This is a genomic window from Actinopolyspora lacussalsi, assembly GCA_030803735.1.
Lineage (GTDB): Bacteria > Actinomycetota > Actinomycetes > Mycobacteriales > Pseudonocardiaceae > Actinopolyspora > Actinopolyspora lacussalsi.
The window spans coordinates 311,451-335,553 of the sequence record JAURUC010000001.1 but is presented as its reverse complement, the minus strand read 5'-3'; the positions used below and the strand labels follow the sequence as shown (position 1 = coordinate 335,553).

Below are 24,103 nucleotides of genomic sequence, written 5' to 3'. Positions count from 1 at the left end.
CACCCGGTTTCCCCGCCTCGGCACGACAGCGGGACACCGCCCCGGCGCCATCCGACCGAATCGCCACGGAGGTCCTAGACTGCCCGGCATGCACAGCGAAGAGGTCGAGATACGCACCGGGGGTCGCGAAGTGGTGCGCGATCTCAACACCGAGTGCGAGAAATTCCTGCGCGGAGCCGGAGGGGACGAGGGCCTGCTGCACCTTTGGGTCCCACACGCCACGGCGGGAATCGCGGTCATCGAAACCGGGGCCGGCAGCGACGAGGACCTGCTCACCGCGCTGCGCGAACTGCTCCCGGCGGACGACCGTTGGCGACATCGACACGGCTCGTACGGCCACGGACGTGACCACGTGCTTCCCGCTTTCGTGGCGCCCTTCGTCTCGGTACCAGTGCTCGGGGGACGCATGGCGCTGGGAACGTGGCAGTCGGTGTGCCTGGTGGACACCAACACCGACAACCCGACGCGTCGGATCCGGATGAGTTTCCTCCGAGGCTGAACGGGACGGTCCCCTCGGCGGTGGGGACCGTCCCGGACCCACGAACGGTAATCTTCCCGGTGTGACGCAACCACCCGGTGGGCCGTACGACAACACGTCCGGCCAATCAGGATTCGGCCCGCGAGGCGGACAGCAGTATCCACAGTGGCCACCCCATTCCGGTGGTTCCCCCGGGAGGTGGTCGACGGATTCCAGTTCCAGTCCGTACGGCTGGCAGTCCGATTCCAACCGCTCGGGGATCCCCGGGGAGTCCGTCTACCGCGGCTTCGGCACGTTCGACGAACCCGCCCGTGGCGGGAATCGCCGGAGAACCCGCTGGGGGGTGGTTACCGGGCTCGCGCTCGCCGCCCTGTTGCTGGCGAGTGCGATCACCATCAGCATCTACTACGGAACCGCCTCCTCGCCGTCCGGCGGTAACGTCGCCGCGGACGAGGAGCGGTCCTCGACGACCGCCCGGACCGCGCCGCCGGCACCGGAGCCGGAGATCGACGGCTGGCAGGTGGGCTACAACGAGCGGAGCCGGTTCGCCTACGACGTACCGCAGGACTGGAGCGTACTGCCGTCCGAGCAGAGCTACACGATTTCCGGTGTTCCGAACGTGACCTTCCACGGCCTCGTGGACGGCCCCTCGTACCGGTGCGGCAACCGTACGCTGGTAGCCGGTCGAGTGGTGAGCGCGTTGGTGGAAGACGAAAAGCCGATGTCGAAGACCGCCGAGGGCTTCTTCGAGGAAGCCGTGACCGACTTCTACGCCACCAACGGAGTCGATCCGGACGTCTCGTTCGAACCGGCGGAACCACGTGAGACCACGGTGGAGGGATTCGACGCGGTCCGGCTGTCGGGCACGGTGACACTGGGCGGCGAGCGGAAATCGGGGGACGGGAAAACCGGGTGCCTTCCCACGAAGGCCACGATGGCGACACTCGTGGTACGGGCCCGGGAACACTACGTGGTGCTGGTGGCGAGCGCGGACAGCGAACGGCCCGCCTCGGCACCGAGCGCTCCGGACGAGAAGGTCGTGCCCCGCATCGTCGACTCGGCGCGAACGGTGCGCTGAGCGGCGGATGGGCTCAGCGACGGATGGCACAGGCCACCGCCGAGAATCGATTCGCCACCACCGCACGGCGATGTCGCGTTCCCCGGTGAACAGGCGGGTGTTCCGCTCCGGCGAGCTCTCGCCGAGGCCGGAGCGGAACACCACCGCGCTGAATCAGCCGTGCAGCAGACCGACCAGATGCCCCACGATCCGGTCGGTGGCGATCTCGGTGCGCTCCCCACCGGCGCGGTCCTTGACCTCGACCACACCGTTGGCCAGCCCCTTGCCGACCACGAGGATCGTCGGGACACCGACCAGCTCCGCGTCGGCGAACTTGATCCCCGGTGAGGCGTTCCGGTCGTCGAGAATCACGCTGATACCGGCACCGTCCAACTCGGCGGAGATCCGTTCCGCCTCGGTGGCCAGGCTCTCGTCCTTGCCCGCGATCACCACGTGCACGTCGGCGGGGGCGGCCTCCCTGGGCCAGACCAGGCCGAGCTCGTCGTTGTGCTGCTCGGCGATGGCCGCGACCAGTCGGGAAACCCCGACGCCGTAGGAGCCCATGGTGACCCGCTTCGGTTTCCCGTCCTGCCCGAGCGCGTCCAACGAGATGGCGTCGGTGTACTTGCGGCCCAGCTGGAAGATGTGCCCGATCTCGATACCGCGGGCGGAGCGCAGTACGCCGCGTCCGTCCGGTGAGGGGTCTCCCTCCCTCACCTCGGCCGCCTCGATCGTTCCGTCCGGGGTGAAATCACGGCCGCAGACCAGATCGACCACGTGGTGGTCGGGCTTGTCGGCACCGGTGGCCCAGGCGGTTCCCCGTACCACCCGGGGATCGACGAGGTAGCGCACCTCGTTGTCAAGCAGTGCAGGCGGGCCGACGTATCCCTTGACCAGGAACGGGTTCGCCTCGAAATCGGCGTCGTCGAGCAGGGCCACCTCCAGGGGCTCCAGGGCGGCCTCGAGCCGCTTCATGTCGACCTCGCGGTCGCCGGGCACACCCACCCCGAGCAGCTCCCAGTCCTCGGCACCGGGGGCACGGGTCTTCACCAGCACGTTCTTGAGCGTGTCCGCGGCGGTGAAGGTGCGTTGCCCGCTCTCGGAGTTGAGGAACTCCACCAGGGTCTCGATGGTCGGGGTGTCCGGGGTGTGGTGAATCTCCGCCGGAGGGTGGTCCTCGATCCTCCCCTCGGGGGGCGCCGGGGTCGTGACGGCTTCGACGTTGGCCGCGTAGTCGGACTCACTGCTGCGCACGAAGGTGTCCTCACCCGTGGCACACTCCGCCAGGAACTCCTCGGAGGCCGAGCCACCCATGGCACCGGAGGTCGCCGACACCACGGTGTAGTCGAGTTCGAGCCGGTCGAACAGCCGCACGTAGGCCTGCCGGTGGAGCTGGTAGGACCGCAGGAGTTGTTCGTCGTCGAGATCGAAGGAGTAGGAGTCCTTCATCACGAACTCCCTGCCGCGAAGAATCCCGGCGCGGGGGCGTTCCTCGTCGCGGTACTTCGTCTGGATCTGGTAGAGGATGACGGGGAAGTCGCGGTAGGAGTTGTACTCCCCCTTGACCGTCTGCGCGAACAGTTCCTCGTGGGTGGGCCCGAGCAGGTAGTCGCCGTTCTTCCGGTCCTTGAGCCGGAACATGTTCGGCCCGTACTCCGTCCAGCGACCGGTGGCCTCGTAGGGTTCCTTCGGCAGCAGTGCGGGCAGGTGGATCTCCTGGGCACCGATGGCGTCCATTTCCTCACGTACCGCCCGCTCGATGTTGCGCAGCACCCGCAACCCCAACGGCAGCCAGGAATAGATGCCCGGCGCCACCCGACGTACGTATCCGGCGCGCACGAGCAGGCGGTGACTCGGCACCTCCGCCTCGGCCGGATCCTCCCGCAGGGTACGCAGGAACAACGTGGACATCCTCGTGATCACGGCTGCGCGCTCCTTTACGCCCGGCATTCTCCTCGCGTGTTACGGGGCAGCGTAGCTGTCGGGACCACGGTCAGTGGCGAGTCCCCTCCCGGAGGGGAACTCCCGCCCGAAAGGTCCGGAGTGCGGGACGCGAGTCCCACGATCGGAGCACAGCGACGGATCTTCGCACGCTCGCCACGCGTGGGTGTGGCTCAATTGTTCCGCACTTCGAGCGAACCGAACACACGATGGGAGCTGTGATGAGTTCGGAAGACGACGGCCCCCTGTTCTGGCATCCGGCACGGCAGCTGGACGGGAAACGCCACGCGATCCGGCAAGACCGCCCGCCGAGGGGCTGGTCGAAGGTCCGGGCGCTGTGCGGCTCGCTGCTGGACCCCGCTCCGGTGAGTTCCACGGAATGGTTGCTGTATCCGACCTGCCGAGCGTGCTGGGACAGCGTGGTTCGCAGGCAGGTACCGGACTTTCCCTGCGCGGCCCCCGAGGAGGATCAACCGCCCGAGGAGCGCTGAGGGAACGCGGAACGGCGGCGGCGCGCGGTTGCCCGTTCGGCCGGCGCGGTCAGCGCCGAAAGGTCCACGCACGCGGCCCGGCCACCCGCGGAAACGACCGCGAAAACCGGGACCGCGCAGTCCTGCTACTAGACTGCGGTGGACCCCACGGCCCTCTTTCGCCTCTCCGGCCCCTCGGAACCACAGGCTCACACGGAAAGGATCCCGGTTTCACGTGTTGGTGTTGCTTCCCCCGTCCGAAACCAAGTCGAACGGCGGTGACGGAGCGCCGCTGCGGCTCGAATCACTGTCGTTCGGGGAGCTCAACCCGGTGCGGGAACGGCTGGCCGAAGCCCTGACCGAGCTGGCGTCGGACACCGACGCCAGTCTGCGGGCCCTCGGACTGTCCGAGCGGATGTCGGGCGAGGTCACGCGCAACGCCACGCTGTGGAACTCCCCGACCGCGCCGGCGCTGGAGCGCTACACCGGAGTGCTCTACGACGCGCTGGAGGTCGGCTCGATGTCGGCGGTCGAGCGGTCCCGTGCCGACAACCGGTTGGCGATCGCCTCGGCGTTGTTCGGCATGGTCCGGGGCGGGGACCCGATACCCGGCTACCGGCTTTCGGCGAACTCGGCCCTGCCCGGAGTCGGCCGACTGCACACCGTGTGGCGCCCCGCGCTGGAGCCGGTGCTGGCCGCCGAGCGGGGGCCGGTGGTGGATCTGCGCTCCGGGGCCTACGCCGCGTTGGCGAGAACGCACGGTGCTGTGGCGGTAAGCGTGGTCACCGAACTCGTGGACGGCTCGCGCAAGACCGTGAGCCATCACAACAAGGCCTACAAGGGGCGGCTGGCGCGCGCACTGGCATGTGCCGAGGAGGAGCCCAGCGATCTCGACTCGATAGCGGTGGTGGCGGAAAAAGCCGGGATCGGGGTGGAGCGCGCGGGCGAACGAGCTCTGCGCGTGATCGCGGACTGACGAGGACCGTGCCGGTCACCGGCAGCGTCGCCACGCCCGAAGTGGGATAGAATCATCCCGTCGCGTCCGGTCGGTGAGCAGTAGTGCGGTGTGTTCGCCCCGCTCCTCGATCCGGAGAGGCGAGGCGCAGCGCCGCGCGGAGCCGCGGCAGGAGTCGCCCATGACGTCCGGAACCTCCCGGACTCCGGTGTGGCCGACACGCCGTACCGGCAACACCGAACCGGTCTGTCATGCCGGTACGCGCCCGGCCGATCCCACTGGTCCCGGGAATCGTCCACGCCGTTGAACCGTGTTCCGCGACACAACGAGCCCCGGAGAAGGAGAACCGCGAACGTGTCCTGTTACCTCTTCCGCGGTGAGCGGAGCCCGCTACCCGGCGCGGTTTCGAAGTCCAGCGCGGTTTCGAAGTCCGGGGTGGTCACGGAGGACGTGCCTGCGGGAGCCGTTGCGGGCCGAGTGACGACGTCCGAGACACCGGGATCGTCATGAACGAGGCGAGGACGGAGCTGCCCGAACGAGTGCGGGTGGTGGGCATCGGCGCCGACGGTTGGCCGGGTCTGTCCCCTATCGCCAGGCAAGCGATCACCGAGGCCGATGTGCTGCTGGGCAGTCGCAGACAGCTCGATCTGGTACCGGAACCGAGTGATCGCCGGGTCACCTGGCCCTCACCGCTGCTCCCGGCGTTGCCCGGCTTGTTCGCCGAGTACGCGGACAGCGCCGTCTGCGTGTTGGCGAGCGGGGACCCGATGTTCCACGGGATCGGTGCGACCCTGGCCAGGTTGCTGGGACCGGAGCGGCTGGATGTGATACCGCAGCCCTCCTCGGTGTCACTGGCGTGTTCCCGGTTGGGATGGCCGTCGCAGGAGACCGAGGTGGTCAACCTGGTCGGCAGAGCGGTGGAGAACGTCCTGGCCGCACTCGATCCGGGCGGACGCCTCCTGGTGCTGGGCTCCGACGGGACGACTCCGGGCAGGGTCGCCGAGCTGCTCACCGAGCACGGTTTCGGCCCCAGCGAACTGACGGTGCTGCAGAACCTGGGAGCCGCGCACGAGCGGCACCGGACCACGACCGCGGCCGAACTGCGGGAGAACACCGAACCACTCCACGTGCTCGCGGTGCGCTGCCGCACCGACGAGGAGACACAGCCCCCCTTCGAGCGCTTCCGAACCGCTGGTGCGCCCGGACTGCCGGACGAGGCGTTCGAGCACGACGGGCAACTGACCAAACGGGACGTGCGGGTGACCACGATGGCTCGGCTGGCCCCCTTCCCCGGTGGACTGCTGTGGGATGTCGGTGCGGGAGCCGGAAGCGTGGCCGTCGAGTGGATGCGCGCCGCTCCGTCCTGTCGTGCGATCGCGATCGAACGAGGCTCCGAGCGTGCCGAACGGATCGCGCGCAACGCCGCCCGGCTCGGGGTTCCCGAGCTGAGCGTCGTCGCGGGAACCGCTCCGGAAGCACTGCGGGATTTGGAACGACCGGACGCGGTGTTCGTCGGCGGCGGAGTGACCGCGCCCGACGTGTTACGGACCTGCATGGAGGCGTTGGCACCGGGCGGACGCCTGGTGGTCAACGCCGTCACGATGGAATCGGAGTCGATAGTGTCCGACTGGTACAGCAGGTTGGGCGGCGAATTGGTGCGCATCGGCATCGAACAGGCCGCTCCTATCGGTGGATTCACCGCTTGGCGTCCCGCCATGCGGGTGACGCAATGGGCGGTGACGAAGCGATGACGGTTCACTTCATCGGTGCGGGCCCCGGCGCGGCCGACCTGATCACTGTTCGTGGGCGGGACACCCTCGCGAACAGCCCGGTGTGTCTGTACGCGGGCAGTCTGGTCCCCCGGGAGCTTCTGGAACAGTGCCCGGCGGAAGCCCGACTCGTCGACACCGCCAGGATGACGCTCGACGGGATAGTCGACGAGATGCTGGCGGCCCACCGGCGGGGGCAGGACGTGGCACGGCTGCACTCCGGGGATCCGGCGGTGTTCAGCGCGGTGGCCGAACAGATGCGCAGGCTCGACGCCCACGGTGTCGACTACGAGATCGTTCCGGGGGTACCCGCGTTCAGCGCGGCGGCGGCAGCGCTGAACCGGGAGCTCACCGTTCCCGGTGTCGGTCAGACCGTGTTGCTCACCAGGATCGCCGCCCGGGCTACCCCGATGCCGGAGGGCGAGGAGCTGGAAACGCTGGGCCGCAGCGGCGCGACGATGGTGCTGCACCTGGCGGTCAACCGCATCGAGGAGCTCGTGGAGCGGTTGGTGCCGAACTACGGCCACGAGTGCCCCGTCGCCGTGGTCGCCGGTGCGAGCAGGGACGACGAGATCGTGCTGCGCGGCACGCTGTCAGACATATCCGACCAGGTCAGGCAGGCGGGGATCGAGCGTACCGCCGTGATCGTCGTGGGCGAGGTGCTCACGGCGGGTGAGTTCCCGGACAGCCATCTCTACTCGGTGAACCGTTGTCGCGAGTGATCGTCCGCTTCTGACACCCGGACGATCTCGCCCTGGGAACCGGGCGTCGATTTCTCGCGAAATCGCCGCGCCGCTACGGTGCGGTGCCGAACCCCGAGCGCCCACGCGAGGGATCGTGGCGGCGGAGTCCTGTCAGAACGTCGGAGGAGTACGTCCGACGATCTCTCCATCACGGTCGATCACGATCACCTCGACCTCCACGGCCGAGCCGCGCAGTGTTTCCAGGGCCACTTCGCGTGCGTGCCGAGCGACGACGTCCCCCAGCCGGAAATTCTCGGCGAGGGCCGCTTGGAGCGCGTCGAGGGCGGTGTTGGCACCGGCCACGCGTTCGGCCAGTTCCGCGCTGCCGCCCTCCTGTCGCACCAGGCGGGACAGCTGTGCGAAGTTGACCTGGGAACGCTTGGAGTGCAGATCCAGGTGGCCGTCGGCGAGCTTCGCCATCTTGCCGATGCCGCCCGCGATCGTCAGCCGGGCCACCGGGTGTCTGCGCAGGTACTTCAGCACCGCTCCCGCGAAGTCGCCCATGTCGAGCAGCGCCTCGTCGGCGAGTCCGTAGAGCTCGACCACCGTGCGCTCGGACGTGCTGCCGGTGCATCCCGCCACGTGCTCGAGTCCCTCGGCCCGGGCCACGTCCACTCCCCGCCGGATGCTGTCAATCCACGCCGAGCACGAGTACGGGATCACCACTCCCGTGGTGCCCAGGATCGACAGTCCCCCCGTGATTCCCAGTCTCGGGTTCCAGGTGTGTCTGGCCAGCTCCTCGCCGTCCTCGACGGATATCTCGACCACCACATCACCGGAATCGCCGTGTCTCCCGGCGAGATCGGTTACCGCTTCGGTGATCAGCCTGCGGGGAACGGGGTTGATCGCGGGCTCACCGACCGCCAGCGGCAGACCGGGCTTGGTGACGGTGCCGACACCGGCTCCGGCACGGAAGGTCACCCCACTGCCCCGCTCACCACGGCTGACACGGGAGCGCACGACGGCACCGTGCGTGACGTCCGGATCGTCCCCGGCGTCCTTGACCACTCCGGCGAACGCCCAGCCCGGTCCGGACCGCTCCCGGGTGAGCGCGAAGGACGGGCAGTGTCCCTTGGGCAACCGCACCGGCACGGGATCCGGGAAGTCACCCGTGAGCAACGCCGTGTAAGCGGCTGTGGTGGCGGCCAGGGCGCAGGCTCCGGTGGTCCAGCCGTACCGGAGCCCACCCGACTGCTCGGCGCTTTCGTTCGCCACGGCAGAATGCACTCCAACGGGTTCGATTGGTCGTCCTGGCGGAAGAGTTCGCGGTCACCGATCCGGAGTCCGAAGGAGCCCGGGACTTTCAACGGCACGACCGCACCGACGAACCCGACCCTACGACCGACCCCGGTCCGCCCGCGGTGGGAACCCCGAAACCGCGATCCCACCGACTTTCCGGGTCCGGGCACGGGCCGTCGCCGGGATTCCGCATTCGAATTGAGGTGTAACGATGAGTCCGCGTGTCCTCGTTCTGGGCGGCACCGGCGAGGGTAGGCGACTGGCCGAACAACTCGCTCACCTGGGATTTTCGGTGGTTTCCTCGCTCGCCGGCCGGGTTAGCGAGCCGAAACTGCCCGCCGGTGAGGTCAGGATCGGCGGGTTCGGCGGCCGGGAAGGACTGGCCGAATACCTCCGCGGGGAACGGATCGGGACCGTGGTGGACGCCACCCATCCGTTCGCCGCGCGGATGACCGAGAACGCGGTCTCGGCCGCGGAAACCACGGGAACCGAGCTGCTGGTGCTCCGGAGAAGGGCGTGGTCGCCGGGACCGGACGACGAGTGGCACCAAGTGGACTCGCTGGCCGAGGCCGCCGAGAAGGTCGGCGAGCTCGGGCGGCGCGTGCTGTTGACCACCGGGCGCCAGGAACTGGGGTGCTTCGCCGCCGCGCGGGACAACTGGTTCCTGGTACGCACCGTCGACGAGCCCGAACAACCGCTGCCTCCGAACATGACCACGCTTTCCGCGAGAGGACCGTTCGACACCGCCTCCGAGTTGGAGCTGCTCCGAGCACACCGGATAGAGGTAATCGTGAGCAAGAACAGCGGAGGCGACATGACCGAGGGGAAGCTGAGCGCCGCACGCGGACTGGGACTGCCGGTGGTGCTGGTGCGACAGCCGGATCTCCCGCCGGCGCCCGTGGTACACACCGTGGAGGAGGCACTCACCTGGTTCCGGGAACGCGGTTATCATGCCGGGTAACGGCGTGGCGTGAACACGGTCGTACCGTCCGAGCGCTCGACGACCCTGCTGGTGGAGGAGCCGACCAGCAACAGACATCGCATGTCGACCTGTTCCGGATCCAGCTCGTCGAGCCGGACGATCCGAACGTCCTCCTCCGCACCTCCGATGTCTCTGCCGATCACCACCGGTGTATCGGGAGCACGGTGCCGGAGCAGTGTGTCGCGGGCCGCACCGACCTGCCAACGCCTGCTCGCGGAGGCCGGGTTGTAGACGGCCATCGCGAGATCGGCACTCGCGGCGGCCTCCAGCCGCTGTTCGATGACGCTCCACGGTTTGAGCCGGTCGGACAGCGAGAGCACGCAGTAGTCGTGGCCCAGCGGCGCCCCCGCTCTGCTGGCCACCGCCTGCGCCGCGGTGAGCCCGGGGAGGACGCGGACGTTCACGTGCTCGTAAGCAGGATCGGCGGCCTCCTCCAGCACGGCGCTCGCCATCGCGAAGACCCCCGGGTCGCCGGACGAGACCACGACGACCTCGCGCCCGGTGGCGGCGAGCTCCAGCGCTGCCGCGGCCCGCTCGGCTTCGACCCGGTTGTCCGAGGGGTGCTTGCGTTGGCGCGGATTGGTCGGAATCCGGTGGAGGTAGGGACCGTAGCCGACGAGATCGTCGGCGGCGCCGAGCGCCGCCTGTGCCTCGGGAGTCGTCCACTCCCGACCCGCGGGGCCCAATCCGACCACGCTGAGGCCGCCCGAGCTCGAGCCGGTTTCGCTGCCGGTGTCCTCGTGGGCCGCGGTGGTGCCGGTGGTCTCCCCCACCGGACTGGGCAGCAGCGCCAGTGAGAAGTAGGGCACGCTTTCGGGATCGACGTCGCCGAGCTTCTCGACTCGTTGGCGGCGTGTGCTGGCGCGTTCCACGTAGTAGGCACTGTCGAGACAGCCTGCCTTGTCGAAGGCCTCCCGCACTCCCTCGAAGGTCCGCCCCAGTTTGAGCACGGCGGCGGCGTCGGTGTCCCGCAGTCGCTCGGCCAGGGCGTCCGGGTCCAGGGTGCCGGGCAGTACCGTCAGGACCTCGTCGCGTTCGGCGAGTGGTCGTCCCAGTTCGGCCGAAGCGGCGCTGACCGAATTGACGCCTGGCACGACCTCCGTGTCGAACCGTCCCGAGAGCCGTTTGTGCATGTGCATGTAGGAGCCGTAGAAGAACGGATCGCCCTCCCCCAGCAGTGCGACGTCGCGACCCGCGGCGAGGTGAGTGGCCAGCCTGCCCGCGATCTCGGTGTAGAACTCGTCGATCGCGCCCTGGTAACCCCCGGGGTGATCGGTGGTCTCGGTGGTGACGGGATACACCAGGGGTTCCTCGATCTGGTCACCGCGCAGATAGGGCTCGGCGACCGAGCGGGCGATGCTGTTGCCGTGCCTGGCGCTGTGATAGGCGACCACGTCGGCCTCACCGATCAGACGTGCCGCCTTGACCGTGACCAGTTCCGGATCACCGGGGCCGAGCCCCACTCCGAACAGTCGGCCGGGCAGGGGGGCGTTGCTGTGTTGGCTGCTCACTCTTCCTCGCTCGCGATCGCGTTGATGGCGGCGACCGTCATCGCACTACCGCCGCGCCTGCCGTGCACCACCAGGTACTCGGGACAGCCGGGGTGCTCCTCCAGCGCCTGTTTGGACTCGACCGCACCGATGAACCCGACCGGAATCCCCAGTACCGCCGCTGGTGTTCCCGCCCCCTCCTCGATCAGCTCCAGCAATCGGAACAAGCAGGTGGGCGCGTTGCCGATCGCGACCACGGCTCCGTCGAGCCTGCCGCGCCACAGTTCCATGGCCGCCGCGCTGCGGGTGGTCTCCAGCTGACGGGCCAGCTCCGGGACCCGTGGGTCGGACAGGGTGCACAGGATCTCGTTGGCGGCGGGCAACCTACGGCGCGTCACCCCCGCGGCCACCATTTCCGCGTCGCACAACACCGGAGCACCGGCGGCCAGCGCGTCGCGCGCGACACCGACCGCTCCGGGGGAGAAGGCGAGATCGTCGACAAGGTCGACCATGCCGCAGGCGTGGATCATGCGCACGGCCACACCGGCGACGTCCGACGGCAGCTCGTCGAGACCGGCTTCGGCGCGGATCGTCGCGAAGGAGCGCCGGTAGATCTCCTTGCCGTCCCGGATGTATTCGATCACCGGTTGTCCTCGTCACCCGTTTCCTGCTGGTTGTCCTCGTGTCCGTCACTGGGCTCGACGGTGCTCGCACCGACGTGCCGGGCACGCCGGACGGCCTCGGCCACCTCGTCCGTCCCCGCATCCGTGGCCCAGGTGTCGGTCCCGGACTCCGTGGTGGAGCTGACCCGGTATCCGGAGGAGCTCGCCAGCACTTCCACCACCGGACCCCGCGGAAGCCCGCAGCGGCGCGAGCAACCGGCCCAGTGCACCGGCAGGACACCGGCATCGGTGTCTCCGGCGTCCGCCGCCTCGACATAGGCCAGACCACGCGCGGCGTCCCGGTGGACGTCTGCCAGGGACTTGGCACAACCGGGTTCCCCCGCACAGGCGGTCGCGCCGTTGAACGGCGAGGCTGTTTCGACGATCAGACCGCACGAGTGCAGCGCGGAGAGCCACGTCGAACACTCGTCTTCGGCGACGCCGGGGACGACCACCGTCCGCCAGGGCGTCAGTCGGACGGTACCCGACGCGGCTTCGGCCGTTCGTATGATGCAACGCAGCTGCGCCGGGGACAAGCGCCCCAGTGGTGCTCCCACGCCCAGGGCTACCCGCCCCTCGGAGCGAGCCAGCTCACCCACAGTGGGTCTTTCCTGGGAATTCACCCGCTCGGTGAACGAGGTGGAGGGCCGCGGTGTGACATCGGCAACGGATCCCGGCCATCGCTCCACACGAGCACGAAGCGCGTCGGTCAACTCATCCAGTGTGTCCAACTCGGCCACTCGCCACGCGGCGGCACCGTGCCGTCCCCGCACGGCGAGGAACTCGCACGCGGCCGTCACCGCGGCGGCGGGCGCCGAGTCGGGCGGGACCCGCACTCCCGAATCGGTTCCCGCCAGCAGCAGGGCGACGTTGTCGGAGGACACCGGCAGCAGTCCCACGTCGGCACGCAGCCGCGCCAGATCACCGCTGCCGTCGTCGACGGTGAACAGGAACCTGCCGGACAGTTCGGCCAACGCGGGCTCGGCGCACAGCAGTGCGTCGAGTTCCGCGACGAGCCAACGCACCGAGCACAGTCGGCCGCGCCCGTCGAGTCCCGCGTAGGGGGCGGCGATGATGTTGCGCACCCGCTCGTGGGTCAACGAGGGCAGCAGGCCGACTTCGGCCAGCAGCCGTCCCAGCTCTTCGGGGGCTTCGACACCGCGCAGCTGCAGGTTCGCACGCGAGGTCAGCTCGACCGTGGAGTTCCCCAGCTCCACGGCCGCCTTCGTCAGGGCGCGCAGCCCGCGGGTCTCCAGCCGACCACCGGGAACCCGGATCCGCGCCAGCCCACCGTCCGCGGCCTGATGAACCCGGAGCGCACCGGGGCAGGCATCGGCTCTGTCTCGGTCGACGCTGTAGTTCTCGGACACTCCGGGGATGCTACGGGCCGCACCACTGTGCGCCGCGACACGATGGCGGCCTGCGGTGTGCCCGCGGCTTGACGAGGGATCCGCACGTTACCGAAACTGGAGCTCGTATCTGCGGTGGATCATGGAGGAAGCCGGTGCGAGTCCGGCGCGGTCCCGCCACTGTCACCGAGGAGCGAACTCCGTGGACGGTCACTGTCTCGTGGAGATGGGAAGACCGGAGCGAGCGATGATCCGGGAGCCAGGAGACTCCGACCACCGCCACCACTGAAAAGGGGCGAGGACCCCTGGGAAGGTTACTGATGCGCCGTTCGAACGCGCGTGCATCGCGCGTCCTGTCCTGGTCGGTCCCCCCGGTTTTCGACGCCGAGGAGCCAATCGCATGATCCTGCTGCTGTCAACTTCCGACACCGACCTGCTCAGTGCCCGGGCCAGCGGCGCCGACTACCGGCTCGCCAACCCGGCCCGGGTCGGCGCGGACGATCTCCCCGGACTGCTGGACGGCGTCGACCTCGTCGTGGTGCGGCTGCTCGGCGGCCGCAGGGCGTGGGAGGAAGGACTCGACGTCCTGCTGAACGGGCCACGCCCGGTGGTCGTACTCGGCGGGGAACAACAGCCGGACGCCGAGCTCATGGAGTGCTCGACGGTTCCGGGCGGGGTGTGTGCCGAGGCGCACGCCTACCTGGCGCACGGCGGCCCGGAGAACCTGACCCAGCTGTTCCACTTCCTGTCCGACACCGTGCTGCTTACCGGGCACGGCTTCGCTCCGCCCGCGGAAACCCCCACCTGGGGCAGGCTGGAGCGCACGCCGGGTCGGCAGGAGGGTCCCACCGTCGCGGTGCTGTACTACCGAGCGCACCACATGGCGGGCAACACCGCGTTCGCCCACACCCTCTGCGACGCGATCGAGAACGCGGGTGGACAGGCCATGCCGCTGTTCTGCGCCTCGCTGCGCACCCCCGACCCGGAACTGCTCGAAACGCTGCGCGGCGCGGACGCCCTGGTGGTCACGGTGCTCGCCGCGGGGGGCAGCAAGCCCGCGGTAGCCACCGCCGGTGGTGACGACGAGGCGTGGGACGTCGGCGCGCTCGCGCGACTGGACATCCCGATCCTGCAAGGGTTGTGCCTGACCAGCAGCCGCGCCGCCTGGGAGGAGAACGACGAGGGACTGTCCCCGTTGGACATGGCCACCCAGGTCGCGGTTCCGGAGTTCGACGGCAGGCTGATAACGGTACCGTTCTCGTTCAAGGAGAACGACTCGGAAGGACTGCCGGTCTACGTCGCCGACAGCGAGCGCGCGGCGCGTGTCGCCGGGATCGCGGTTCGGCACGGGAGGCTGGGACACATCCCCGCCGAGCGCAAGCGCCTCGCGTTGATGCTCTCGGCCTACCCCACCAAACACGCCAGGGTCGGCAACGCCGTCGGCCTGGACACCCCGGTGTCCGCGGTGCGGATGCTGCGCTCGCTGCACGAGCACGGCTACGACATCGGCCCGGCGGAGGGCCCGGACGCCCTGCCCGGTGTCGAGGCGCAGGACGGCGACGCGCTGATTCACGCGCTGATCGCGGCAGGCGGACAGGACCGCGACTGGCTGAGCGAGGAACAGCTGGCGGGCAATCCGGTACGCATCCCAGTCGGGCGCTACCGGGAGTGGTTCGACTCGCTTCCCGAACAGCTGCGCACCGACATCGAACAGCACTGGGGACCACCGCCCGGTGAGCTGTTCGTGGACTACTCGCGGGACCCCGAGGGTGAGATCGTGCTCGCCGCCATCAGGGCGGGCAACGTCGTGCTGATGATCCAGCCGCCACGTGGCTTCGGGGAGAACCCGATCGCGATCTACCACGATCCCGACCTGCCCCCGAGCCACCACTACCTGGCCGCCTACCGGTGGCTCGTCGACGACTTCGACGCGCACGCGATGGTGCACCTGGGCAAGCACGGCAATCTGGAGTGGCTTCCGGGCAAGACGGCGGGCATGTCGGCGGCCTGCGCCACGGACGCGGCGATCGCCGACCTGCCGCTGATCTACCCGTTCCTGGTCAACGATCCCGGTGAGGGAACACAGGCCAAGCGGCGGGTGCACGCGACCCTGGTGGACCACCTGGTTCCTCCGATGGCCCGCGCCGAGAGCTACGGCGACATCGCACGACTGGAACAGCTGCTCGACGAGCACGCCAACATCACGGCGATGGACCCGGCCAAGCTGCCCGCCATCCGCAGCCAGATCTGGACGCTGATGCAGGCTGCCAAGCTGGATCACGACCTGGGGTTGGCGGAGCGCCCGCACGACGCCGAGTTCGACGACATGCTGATGCAGGTCGACGGTTGGCTGTGCGAGGTCAAGGACGCCCAGATCCGGGAAGGGCTGCACGTGTTCGGGGATCCTCCCGCCGGGGAGGCCCGGGTCGGCCTGGTCCTGGCGATGCTGCGGGCGCGGCAGATGTGGGGTGGCCGGCAGGCAGCGGTTCCGGGGCTGCGAGAGGCGTTGGGACTCGCGGAGGACGGTTCGGAGGCCCGGGAACGGGTGGACGACGTCGAGGAGCGGGCTCACTCGCTGGTGGCGGCCATGGAGGAACACGGCTGGCGGAGCGAGAAAGTCGAGGAAGCCTGCCGTGCGGTGCTGGGCGAGGTGCCGGAACGGGTTCCCGAGGTGCTGCGGTTCGCCGCCGCGGAGATCGTGCCGCGACTCGCGGCCACCACCGACGAGATGGACTCGACGCTGCACGCGCTGAACGGCGGCTACATTCCCTCCGGCCCGAGCGGCTCCCCGCTGCGCGGGCTGGTGAACGTACTTCCCACCGGCAGGAACTTCTACTCGGTGGATCCGAAGGGCATTCCGAGCAGGCTCGCCTGGGACACCGGTTACGCCATCGCCGAGTCGTTGCTGGAGCGCTACCGCGAGGACAACGGTGAGTGGCCCGACACGGTGGGACTGTCGGTGTGGGGCACCAGCGCGATGCGCACCTCCGGTGACGACATCGCCGAGGTGCTCGCGCTGATCGGTGTCCGTCCCACCTGGGACGACTCCTCGCGGCGGGTCAACGGGCTGGAGGCGATCCCGCTCGACGAGCTCGAACGGCCGCGCGTCGACGTCACGGTGCGCATCAGCGGCTTCTTCCGGGACGCCTTCCCGCACGTGGTCAACCTGCTCGACGACGCCTTCCGGATGGTCTCCGAGCTGGACGAGCCCGACGAGTGGAACCACGTTCGGGCGCACACCAGGGCCGATGTCGCCGAGCACGGCGACGAGCGCCGCGCGACGATGCGCATCTTCGGTTCCAAGCCGGGTGCCTACGGTGCGGGCATGCTGTCGCTGATCGACAGCCGCAACTGGCGCGACGACTCGGACCTCGCCGAGGTGTACACGGTCTGGGGTGGTTTCGCCTACGGCCGCGAGCTGGACGGTGTCGAGGCGAGGTCGGACATGGAGACCGCCTACCGCAGGATCTCGGTGGCGGCCAAGAACACCGACACGCGTGAGCACGACATCGCCGACTCGGACGACTACTTCCAGTACCACGGTGGGATGGTCGCCACGGTCAGAGCGCTGACCGGCGAATCCCCCGCCGCCTACATCGGGGACAGCTCGCGGCCGGACTCGATCAAGACGCGGTCGCTGCACGAGGAGACCTCGCGGGTGTTCCGCTCCCGTGTGGTCAATCCCCGCTGGGTCTCGGCGATGCGCCAGCACGGCTACAAGGGTGCCTTCGAGCTCGCGGCCACGGTGGACTACCTGTTCGGCTACGACGCGACTACCGGCGTGGTCGGCGACTGGATGTACGAGAAGCTCGCCGAGACCTACGTCTTCGACGAGCAGAACCAGAAGTTCCTCACCGAGTCGAACCCGTGGGCGCTGCACGGGATCGCCGAGCGACTGCTGGAGGCCGCCGACCGCGAGCTGTGGGCGGAGCCGGACCCCGAAACGCTGCGGGGGCTGCGTGAGGTCTACCTGCAGGTGGAAGGTGACCTGGAGGACGGTCCCGGCGGGAACTGACACCGACGCTCGTCGGCGTCGATTTCGCGCGAAATCGACGCCGACGAGCGGTCGGGCGGAATCAGGCCACCGGCAGCGCCCGACGTTCGGGGGCCAGCCCCGCCACCGGACCGACGACGATCACGGCGGGCGGCTTGACCTCGGAGTTCTCGACGTCGTCGGCCACTTCGCGCAGGGTGCTCCGCAGCGTCCGCTGCGTGTGCATGGTGCCTTCCTGGACCACCGCGACCGGCGTTTCGGGGCTCCTGCCGTGTTCGAGCAGCACGTCGGCGAACTCGCGGATCCGTTTGACGGCCATCATCAGCACCAGCGTCCCGTTCAACCGGGCGAGGGCGGGCCAGTCCACTAGGGACTGCTCGTCGTTCGGCCCCACGTGCCCGGAGACCACGACCACCTCGTGCGCCACCCCGCGGTGGGTCACCGGCACGTCTCCGATCGCCGGCGCAGCGAACGCACTGGTTATGCCGGGTACCGCGGTCACCGCCACCCCTGCCTCGACGCAGGCCAGCAGCTCCTCGAAGCCCCGTCCGTAAACGTAGGGGTCGCCGCCCTTCAGCCGCACCACGAAGTTGCCCGCCGTGGCGCGTTCGATCAGCAGCTTGTTGATGACTTCCTGGTTCGCCGCGCGCCCGTAAGGGATCTTGGAGGCGTCTATCACCTCGACGTCGGGGGAGAGTTCCTCCAGCAGTTCACGCGGCGCGAGCCGGTCGGTGATCACCACGTCGGCCCTCCCCAACAGCTGGCGACCACGAACCGTGATCAGGTCGGGATCCCCCGGACCACCGCCGACGAGGGCGACGCCGGGTTCCGGTGGTTCGGCACGCTCTTCGACCTGCCCGGTACGCAGCGCCTCCAGCAGCGCCTCCTTGACCACGGCCGATCTACGGTGATCCCCACCGGCCAACACTCCGAACAGCAGGCCGTCGTGTTCCGCGACGGCGGGGGTGACCGCGGTGCCCCCGCTCGCGTCGTCCGCGCGCACGCAGAACACTCGGTCGCGCTCCGCCTCGGCGACGACCCGCTCGTTGACCTCGGCGCTGGAGGTGCAGGCCACCGCGTACCAGGCCCCGTCCAGATCTCCCTCGGTGTACCGCCTGCGGTGCCACACCAGCTCTCCGGCTTCGGCCATGGCATCAACGGCGGGGGTGGCCTCCGGCGATATCACCACGACGCTTGCCCCGGCCTTGAGCAGCCTGGGGACGCGGCGCTGTGCCACGGTTCCGGCTCCGACGACCACCACCCGCCTGTCCTGCAGATCGAGTCCGGCGAAGTAGTGGTGCTGGCTGTGCGAGGTCATCTGGATAGTCGTTCCTGTCGGGTCACACCCCCGGCGACATCGGCGGGGTCGGTTCGAGACTGTCGCTGCCGCTGGTATCCGTCACTGGTGAGCACGCACGGCTTCGTGCGGCTTGGGAACGGACAGCTTCCACCAGAGCGCGGCGCCTCCCCATACTGCCATGAAGGCCCCGAGCGTCAGATACCCGAGAAGCTCGAAGTGATCCCCGATACCCGCGACGATCCCAGCCACCGGGATACCGAGCTCCGAGAACACGCCCGCGAGCACTACCACGCAGATGACCGGTTGCTCACCGTGGAGATCCCACGACCGGGAACATTCCGGACGTGCTCGTGCCCGGCCCCGCCGTTGTGACGGGGTCGGGCACGAGCACGTGGACAGACAGCCCGGGCAGGTCACCGACCGAGGACGGTGCGCAACGCACCGAGCAGCATCTCCACCCGGTCCAGCCGCGCGTTGTTGCCCATCAGGCCGATACGCCAGACGCTGTTGGCGAACGGTCCGGCACCGGCACCGATCTCGATGCCGTAGTCGGTCAGCAGTTGCTTGCGCACGTCCGCCGAGTCCACCCCTTCGGGTACCCACACGCTCGTCAACTGGTGCAGCCTGTTGCCCTCCGGAGCGAACAGTTCGAGCCCCATCCGCCGCAGGCCCTGCTGCAGCGCCTCGCCCGCCGCACGGTGGCGCTCGGCGACCGCGGGCATCCCCTCGTCGAGCACCCGGCCGAGCGCGGCGTGCAGCGAGGCGACCATCGCGGTGGGCGCGGTGTGGTGGTAGGCGCGTCCGCCGGAGGCGCCTCCGGTCACGTAGTTCCCGATGAGCCCGAGGTCCAGATACCAGGTGGTGGGGTTCTCGATCCTGCGCTGCCAGGCACGCTCGGAAACCGTGAACGGCGCGAGCCCCGGGGGAACCCCGAGGCATTTCTGCGTACCGGCGTAGGCGATGTCGACGTTCCAGGCGTCGAGGTCGATCTGTTCACCGGCGATCGAGGTCACGCAGTCCGCCAACAGCAGGGTGTTGTCGCCGCGGGAACGCAACGCCTCGCCGAGGCGACCGATATCGCTGCGCACACCGGTGGAGGTCTCGGCGTGCACGGCTGCCACCAGCGCCGGGGAGGGATGGGCGTCCAGCACGCGCTGGACGTCCACTGGCTCTCCCCATTCGTGGTCGACACGCACGACCTCCGCTCCGTAACGGCTAGCGACATCGCACATGCGTTCGCCGAACAGACCGTTGACGGCCACTACGACCACGTCACCAGGGCGCACGAAGTTGACGAAGGCGGCTTCCATGCCGATGGAGCCGGTACCGGAAAGCGGAAGCGTCCGAAGGTTTCGGGTCCCCCAGACCGACCGCAGCCGCTCCCCGGTGTCGTCGAGCAGCTTCAGGAAGTCCGGATCCAGGTGGCCGAGCAGCGGAGCCGCCAGGGCCGCGGTGGCCTCCGGATAGGTGTTCGACGGCCCGGGGCCGAGTAGAGAGCGTTCAACCAGTGCCATGACGCCCAGCCTAGGCATACCGTCCCAGCGCAGCGGGTCGTACCCACTTGACGCGGATCTGACCTGGGCACGCCGGATTCCATGCAACGGAAACAAGATTCCACGAGCGTGCTCACACGAACTGTTGACAATGTCACATCCTCGAGAGATCCACGGAAACCGCGGCGCGACACTCCGGAGAAACCGGAAGCGCGGCGCTGAGCGGCGAAAACACAGCAGGGAAAAGAAAACACCACCGCACACCCCCAGTGGTGCGGTGGTGGGCGTGGTCGGTTCACCCGTAAGGCTGTTGGCAACCACGCAAGCCGAAGCTTTCTCGCATATAGCTTGCAGTACTGTAATGTAGTTTCACTCGATACAGTCAAGATCTATCGATAAATCGGCCTAATAGTCGGCAAATCACTCACTTTGCGTAGCCGATTTGGCGCGGCTGTGACACGCGGTGCGTCGAACAGGGAGCACGGTGACCGCCCCTGAGCCCGCTGCACGCGAGGATCAACGCAACCAGCGGAGCACCCTGCCGGGAACGACCGGTCGCAGCGCCGTCGGAGATCCAGCGGGGTTGGCCGCCGCGAGCGTGACACCGGCGATGACGAACTTGGACAGCACCATCCGAGCCGTGCCGTCCCCGATCTCGGCGGCGGCACGCAGACATGCCGCTTCCGCGACGCTGGGGGTGCCGACCCGTTCCCCGACGGAATCGCTCGGATTGGGGACGATCGTCCCGGCGAGCGCTTCGGCCGAGTAGCACAGTAGCGGCAGCTCCCCCTCGGCCGCGAGCGACCAGTGCCGCGAGTGTCGCCGCAGCCCGGCACGCAGCGGCCCCGATTCCGCCGCACGATCGATCGTGGCCACCGCCCGAACGACGACGGAACCACCGGGAAAACACTCGTCCAGCCCGGACAGTGCTTCCGTCACGGCGGCAGCGGTCACACCGCTGGAAGCACCGATACCGATCACCAGAGCTCCGGGGACACTCACACGGCGTCCCCGTTGGGAAGCTCAGCGGACAGCAGCACCACCGGCTCACCCGCCGCCAATCCCGAAACGTCCTCCTCCGAAGTGACCATCCGGTTGGCGAAGAGCTGTACTCCCTCGACGTGGTAACCGGCGTTGCGCAGCACATCCCTGTTCGCCGCGATCCGGTCCAACGTGTGCGAGGCGAGTACGACCCGACGCGCCCCCGCATGAGCGCAGGCGGTGAGCACTTCCGCGTCGTCGATCCCGACGAAAACCGAATCCGGCTTGGCGAGCCCACGCAACACCGCCGGCGCGGCACCCTCCTCGACGCGGACGTCCACCCCGTGAGCGGCAGCGTTGGAGACCAGCCTCACGACCTGGGCCTCATCGGACTCCACCGCGACGCAGGCCGCACCCATCCTGGCGCACTCCACCGCCACCGAACCCGAGCCGGCCCCCACGTCCCACACCAGGCTGCCGGGCCGGGGAGCCAGTCGCGCCAGCGCGAGCGCACGAACCTCGCTGGTGGTAACCGTCCCCTCCCGATGGGAGAACTCGCCCTCCGGAAGGGCCCACCGCTCCGGAGGCGTGGGCTCACCCCCGCTGTGCCAGCTACGTCCGGGAACGGCGTCCGGATCGTCCACGCAGCAGACGATGTTGGGTTCGAACCAGTTGCGCTCCGCCGCCTCGTCCGGATCGATCGTGGTTACACGCTCGTGCTCCCCCCCGAGGTCCTCACCGACGATCATCGTGCGACGCCAACCACGCAACCCGGAGGCCAGTTGTGCCGGTCCGGTGTCACCACCGGTCAGCACCACCACGGTCGAACGCGCACGACAGATGTTGAGCGCACGGTGCAGCCCCCCGATGCGCGCGCTGACCACGCTGGCGTCCTCCCAGGAGCGCCCCATGCCCGCGAGCAGTCGTTGCACGCTGGACAACGCGGGCAACACCGTGCACCGCAGTCCCTTGTCGCGCAGTGCGCGAACGGCACCGAAGAAACCTGGGTCGCCCGAGGCGAGCACCACACCGGTTTCCTCGGCGGTCAACGCGGAAAGCGCGCTCAAGGCGGGCCCGAACGAACCGAGCTCGACCGTTCGCACCCCCTCCGGTGCGTGCACCCGCAAGTGCGGGGGAGCTCCCACGATCAGTTCCGCGGAGTTCAGCACCTCGGCCGCCCCCTCGGGCAACGGTCCACCGTCGATTCCGATAACCGTGACCGCCACGTCGCACACTCCGTCCGACTAGAGGTTGAGTTGGTCTCTCGCTGTGACTTCCTACTCGGCGGCGCGCCGCTTCCCGGAACCGGTACTCGACGAACCGCCCCTGTTCCCGTTCGTCGTGCTCTTCTGCTGCGACCTGGTCTTGGTGCCGCTCTTCGCCGCGTTCGACCTGCCACCGCCGGACTTGGTCGCCGAACTCTTGGAACCGGACTTCGCCGAGGTACCGGACCGTGAGTCGTTCTTGGCGGTTTTCGGGTTCGAGACGTCGACGGCCTCCGCCGCGCTCGACTCCTCGGCCTGTTCGCCCTTCTCGGCACTGGACCGTTCCCGCGGATCCTCCTCGGACGCGACCGGTTCCTCGGCCGTTTCCCGTTCGGTACCGCTGGAGGAACCGTCCGGTGCGGATTCCGCGTCGTCGCGCCCACTCCCCTCGGGACCGGTCGCTCCGCGCTCCGCCGCCCCGGAGACCGCGTCGTCAACGGTGTGCGCTGGTTCGAGGCCCTCCCCCTGGGCGGAGTCGACGGAGCCATCCCTCGCCGCCACGGCGTCCTCCCCCGTTCCGGACTCGACAGCACCCTGTTCGGTGGCCACGTCCCCCTCCGGGGTCGTGAACCCCTCGGTGGACTGCTGCTCGGTCACGACCGAGTGCCGAACTCCACCGCGACCACCGGTCCGAACGGCATCCCTGGTGTTCTGCTGCCAATCACGCACCGCCCACCAGGCGACGTCGGCGTCGGCACGCGCACCATCACGTTGTTCGTCCGAACGGGGCTGCGGAAGCGGTCCGTCCGCACCGCCCTCGGCGTCACCCGAAGCACCGCGAGTTCCCGAACTCCGATCAGTGTCCCGCCGCCCGGTGGAGTACCGAGCGCCGAAACCACCACGCCGTCCCGAAGTCGACTCCCCGTAGCGACCGGTCCGCACCGCCTGCTCCCGCGTCCGCGCGGCGGAGTAGGACCGCGAACGGGTGGCCTGCGGCCGCAGCGCCTCGCCGACCAGGAAGAGCGTGTTCCGCCAGAGCCTGTGCTTCTTGACGACTCCCTCGAGCTCGCCGACGCTGCTGCGCAGCACCAACTCGTCGGAACACGTGACCTTGTAGGCGACCACGACCGGAACGTCGTCCTCGTAGCCCGCCGCGCGCAACCGCTCCACGAGTTGACCGGTGCGTGACGCGGAGACCGACAGCGCCATGGTCACGCCGTTCTCGGCGAACTCCCGCGCTTTCGCCGCGTCGGGAAGCGTACTGGATCGACCGTCCGGCCTGGCCACCATGACGGGATACTCGTGGTCCGCACCGGTGAGTTCCCTGCCGACCGCGGCGGCCGCGGCGGTGTGGCCGGCCACTCCCGGAACCATCTCCACTTCCAGTTCCATGCGCGCGCAGGTGTCGTACTGCTGCTGCAGCGAACTCCAGACCGCGGCGTCGCCGGAGTGCAGTCGCACCACTCGCAGGCGTTCCCGCTCCGCCCTGCGGTAGATCTCCTGAACCTCGCGCTCGTCGACCGCGGTGGTGTCGAGCAGCTCCACGTCGGCACGTGCGTGTTCCCGCACACCCTCGGGAGAGATCGTGCTCGGACTGCAGAGAACGATGTCCGCCTCGGAGATCCGACGCGCGGCGCGCAGTGTCATCAGATCGGCCGCACCGGGGCCCGCCCCCACGAAAGAGACCAGCCCGGTACGAGTTCCCGAAGTCATGCGATCGTTCTCCTCTCCCGCCTCACGCGGTGCAAGTAATACCACTGCGGACAATCGATACGCGCCGCACCCGGTACGGCCGTTCTCCCGTGTCGAGGCGGTCGAATCACCGGTGCACCGACGGAGGTCTCCGACTCGTCCCGCGGTCGCCCGTGGCGCAGGCGAGCGGCACTCGGTTATGAAAACACCGCGCATCGGTCGTCGACGCGACAGTGAAAAGCCACGACGCGTACTGATCGACCGTATCGCGACGCCGACGACGACACCGAGTGCACCGTTCCG

The 24,103-nt window shown here is 69.0% G+C and carries 19 protein-coding genes and 1 riboswitch; of the genes, 8 read left to right on the top strand and 11 right to left on the bottom strand.

Annotated features, from left to right (window positions below):
* The first annotated feature begins 88 nt into the window (after positions 1-88).
* Both J2S53_RS01500 and J2S53_RS01495 read left to right on the top strand, forming a co-directional pair.
* Positions 89-499: a YjbQ family protein gene (locus tag J2S53_RS01500; protein WP_130466840.1), complete on the top strand. Its 411-nt coding sequence runs from the start codon at positions 89-91 to the stop codon at positions 497-499.
* Positions 500-560: 61 nt separating this feature from the next.
* Positions 561-1,556 (top strand): hypothetical protein, encoded by a 996-nt coding sequence (locus J2S53_RS01495; protein WP_456239426.1) that lies wholly within the window; start codon positions 561-563, stop codon positions 1,554-1,556.
* A 153-nt stretch (positions 1,557-1,709) separates the two neighbouring features.
* Here the strand turns inward: J2S53_RS01495 and J2S53_RS01490 are convergent, their stop codons facing one another.
* A complete protein-coding gene (locus tag J2S53_RS01490; protein ID WP_456239425.1) occupies positions 1,710-3,458 on the bottom strand; it encodes a proline--tRNA ligase in 1,749 nt (582 codons plus the stop codon).
* Positions 3,459-3,697: 239 nt separating this feature from the next.
* Between J2S53_RS01490 and J2S53_RS01485 the strand changes: the two genes are divergently transcribed.
* The 4 genes from J2S53_RS01485 (at position 3,698) to cobM (ending at position 7,392) form a co-directional block, all read left to right on the top strand.
* The gene (locus J2S53_RS01485; protein ID WP_456239424.1) at positions 3,698-3,967 is read left to right on the top strand and encodes a zinc finger protein; all 270 of its coding nucleotides are present in this window, start codon (positions 3,698-3,700) and stop codon (positions 3,965-3,967) included.
* 214 nt (positions 3,968-4,181) lie between these two features.
* Positions 4,182-4,922: a peroxide stress protein YaaA gene (gene yaaA, locus J2S53_RS01480; RefSeq protein ID WP_456239423.1), complete on the top strand. Its 741-nt coding sequence runs from the start codon at positions 4,182-4,184 to the stop codon at positions 4,920-4,922.
* Positions 4,923-5,407: 485 nt separating this feature from the next.
* Positions 5,408-6,652, top strand: coding sequence for a precorrin-6y C5,15-methyltransferase (decarboxylating) subunit CbiE (gene cbiE, locus J2S53_RS01475; RefSeq protein ID WP_456239422.1), 1,245 nt, complete (start codon positions 5,408-5,410; stop codon positions 6,650-6,652).
* Positions 6,649-7,392, top strand: coding sequence for a precorrin-4 C(11)-methyltransferase (gene cobM, locus J2S53_RS01470; protein ID WP_456242666.1), 744 nt, complete (start codon positions 6,649-6,651; stop codon positions 7,390-7,392). Before cbiE (J2S53_RS01475) ends, cobM begins: the two co-directional genes overlap by 4 nt.
* Positions 7,393-7,524: 132 nt before the next feature.
* On the opposite strand, the gene J2S53_RS01465 is transcribed toward cobM, so the two are convergent.
* Positions 7,525-8,628 carry a cobalt-precorrin-5B (C(1))-methyltransferase gene (locus J2S53_RS01465; protein WP_456239421.1) on the bottom strand — a complete coding sequence of 368 codons (1,104 nt, stop codon included), beginning with the start codon at positions 8,626-8,628 and terminating at the stop codon, positions 7,525-7,527.
* A 235-nt stretch (positions 8,629-8,863) separates the two neighbouring features.
* Between J2S53_RS01465 and J2S53_RS01460 the strand changes: the two genes are divergently transcribed.
* On the top strand, positions 8,864-9,613 hold the full coding sequence (locus J2S53_RS01460) for a cobalt-precorrin-6A reductase (protein WP_456239420.1): 750 nt from the start codon (positions 8,864-8,866) through the stop codon (positions 9,611-9,613).
* On the opposite strand, the gene J2S53_RS01455 is transcribed toward J2S53_RS01460, so the two are convergent.
* From J2S53_RS01455 to cobG, 3 genes are read right to left on the bottom strand one after another with little or no spacing between them, the layout of a single operon-like run.
* Entirely contained in the window at positions 9,601-11,118 is a 1,518-nt protein-coding gene (locus J2S53_RS01455; protein ID WP_456242665.1) for a precorrin-2 C(20)-methyltransferase, read from the bottom strand. The two genes, J2S53_RS01460 and J2S53_RS01455, sit on opposite strands and share 13 nt — an antisense overlap.
* A 23-nt stretch (positions 11,119-11,141) precedes the next feature.
* The gene (locus J2S53_RS01450) at positions 11,142-11,768 is read right to left on the bottom strand and encodes a precorrin-8X methylmutase (RefSeq protein ID WP_092977709.1); all 627 of its coding nucleotides are present in this window, start codon (positions 11,766-11,768) and stop codon (positions 11,142-11,144) included.
* Complete coding sequence (gene cobG, locus J2S53_RS01445; RefSeq protein WP_456239419.1) at positions 11,765-13,156, bottom strand: precorrin-3B synthase; 1,392 nt, start codon at positions 13,154-13,156, stop codon at positions 11,765-11,767. Before cobG ends, J2S53_RS01450 begins: the two co-directional genes overlap by 4 nt.
* A 90-nt stretch (positions 13,157-13,246) precedes the next feature.
* Positions 13,247-13,420: riboswitch (cobalamin riboswitch) on the top strand.
* Positions 13,421-13,535: 115 nt separating this feature from the next.
* Between cobG and cobN the strand changes: the two genes are divergently transcribed.
* Positions 13,536-17,150 (top strand): cobaltochelatase subunit CobN, encoded by a 3,615-nt coding sequence (gene cobN / locus J2S53_RS01440; protein ID WP_456239418.1) that lies wholly within the window; start codon positions 13,536-13,538, stop codon positions 17,148-17,150.
* A 61-nt stretch (positions 17,151-17,211) separates the two neighbouring features.
* Here the strand turns inward: cobN and cobA are convergent, their stop codons facing one another.
* From cobA to J2S53_RS01410, 6 genes are all read right to left on the bottom strand, one after another.
* On the bottom strand, positions 17,212-18,447 hold the full coding sequence (gene cobA, locus J2S53_RS01435; RefSeq protein ID WP_456239417.1) for a uroporphyrinogen-III C-methyltransferase: 1,236 nt from the start codon (positions 18,445-18,447) through the stop codon (positions 17,212-17,214).
* Positions 18,448-18,528: 81 nt separating this feature from the next.
* A complete protein-coding gene (locus J2S53_RS01430; protein ID WP_456239416.1) occupies positions 18,529-18,720 on the bottom strand; it encodes a hypothetical protein in 192 nt (63 codons plus the stop codon).
* A gap of 122 nt (positions 18,721-18,842) precedes the next feature.
* Complete coding sequence (locus J2S53_RS01425) at positions 18,843-19,943, bottom strand: pyridoxal-phosphate-dependent aminotransferase family protein (protein ID WP_456239415.1); 1,101 nt, start codon at positions 19,941-19,943, stop codon at positions 18,843-18,845.
* A 495-nt stretch (positions 19,944-20,438) separates the two neighbouring features.
* Positions 20,439-20,924, bottom strand: a complete 486-nt coding sequence (locus J2S53_RS01420) for a cobalamin biosynthesis protein (RefSeq protein WP_456239414.1) — start codon at positions 20,922-20,924, stop codon at positions 20,439-20,441.
* Complete coding sequence (cbiE, locus tag J2S53_RS01415; RefSeq protein WP_456239413.1) at positions 20,921-22,129, bottom strand: precorrin-6y C5,15-methyltransferase (decarboxylating) subunit CbiE; 1,209 nt, start codon at positions 22,127-22,129, stop codon at positions 20,921-20,923. The genes J2S53_RS01420 and cbiE (J2S53_RS01415) overlap by 4 nt, the downstream gene beginning before the upstream one ends.
* 51 nt (positions 22,130-22,180) lie before the next feature.
* Positions 22,181-23,821: an SAM-dependent methyltransferase gene (locus J2S53_RS01410; protein WP_456239412.1), complete on the bottom strand. Its 1,641-nt coding sequence runs from the start codon at positions 23,819-23,821 to the stop codon at positions 22,181-22,183.
* Positions 23,822-24,103: the final 282 nt, after the last annotated feature.

What these genes read in the sequence shown, in the direction of transcription:
- J2S53_RS01500 (WP_130466840.1), top strand. Translation starts at nt 89, where the DNA reads ATGCACAGCGAAGAGGTCGAGATACGCACCGGGGGTCGCGAAGTGGTG.
- cobM (WP_456242666.1), top strand. Translation starts at nt 6,649, where the DNA reads ATGACGGTTCACTTCATCGGTGCGGGCCCCGGCGCGGCCGACCTGATC.
- J2S53_RS01425 (WP_456239415.1), bottom strand. Translation starts at nt 19,943, where the DNA reads ATGGCACTGGTTGAACGCTCTCTACTCGGCCCCGGGCCGTCGAACACC.
- cbiE (WP_456239422.1), top strand. Translation starts at nt 5,408, where the DNA reads ATGAACGAGGCGAGGACGGAGCTGCCCGAACGAGTGCGGGTGGTGGGC.
- J2S53_RS01410 (WP_456239412.1), bottom strand. Translation starts at nt 23,821, where the DNA reads ATGACTTCGGGAACTCGTACCGGGCTGGTCTCTTTCGTGGGGGCGGGC.
- J2S53_RS01485 (WP_456239424.1), top strand. Translation starts at nt 3,698, where the DNA reads ATGAGTTCGGAAGACGACGGCCCCCTGTTCTGGCATCCGGCACGGCAG.
- cobN (WP_456239418.1), top strand. Translation starts at nt 13,536, where the DNA reads ATGATCCTGCTGCTGTCAACTTCCGACACCGACCTGCTCAGTGCCCGG.
- cobA (WP_456239417.1), bottom strand. Translation starts at nt 18,447, where the DNA reads ATGACCTCGCACAGCCAGCACCACTACTTCGCCGGACTCGATCTGCAG.
- J2S53_RS01460 (WP_456239420.1), top strand. Translation starts at nt 8,864, where the DNA reads ATGAGTCCGCGTGTCCTCGTTCTGGGCGGCACCGGCGAGGGTAGGCGA.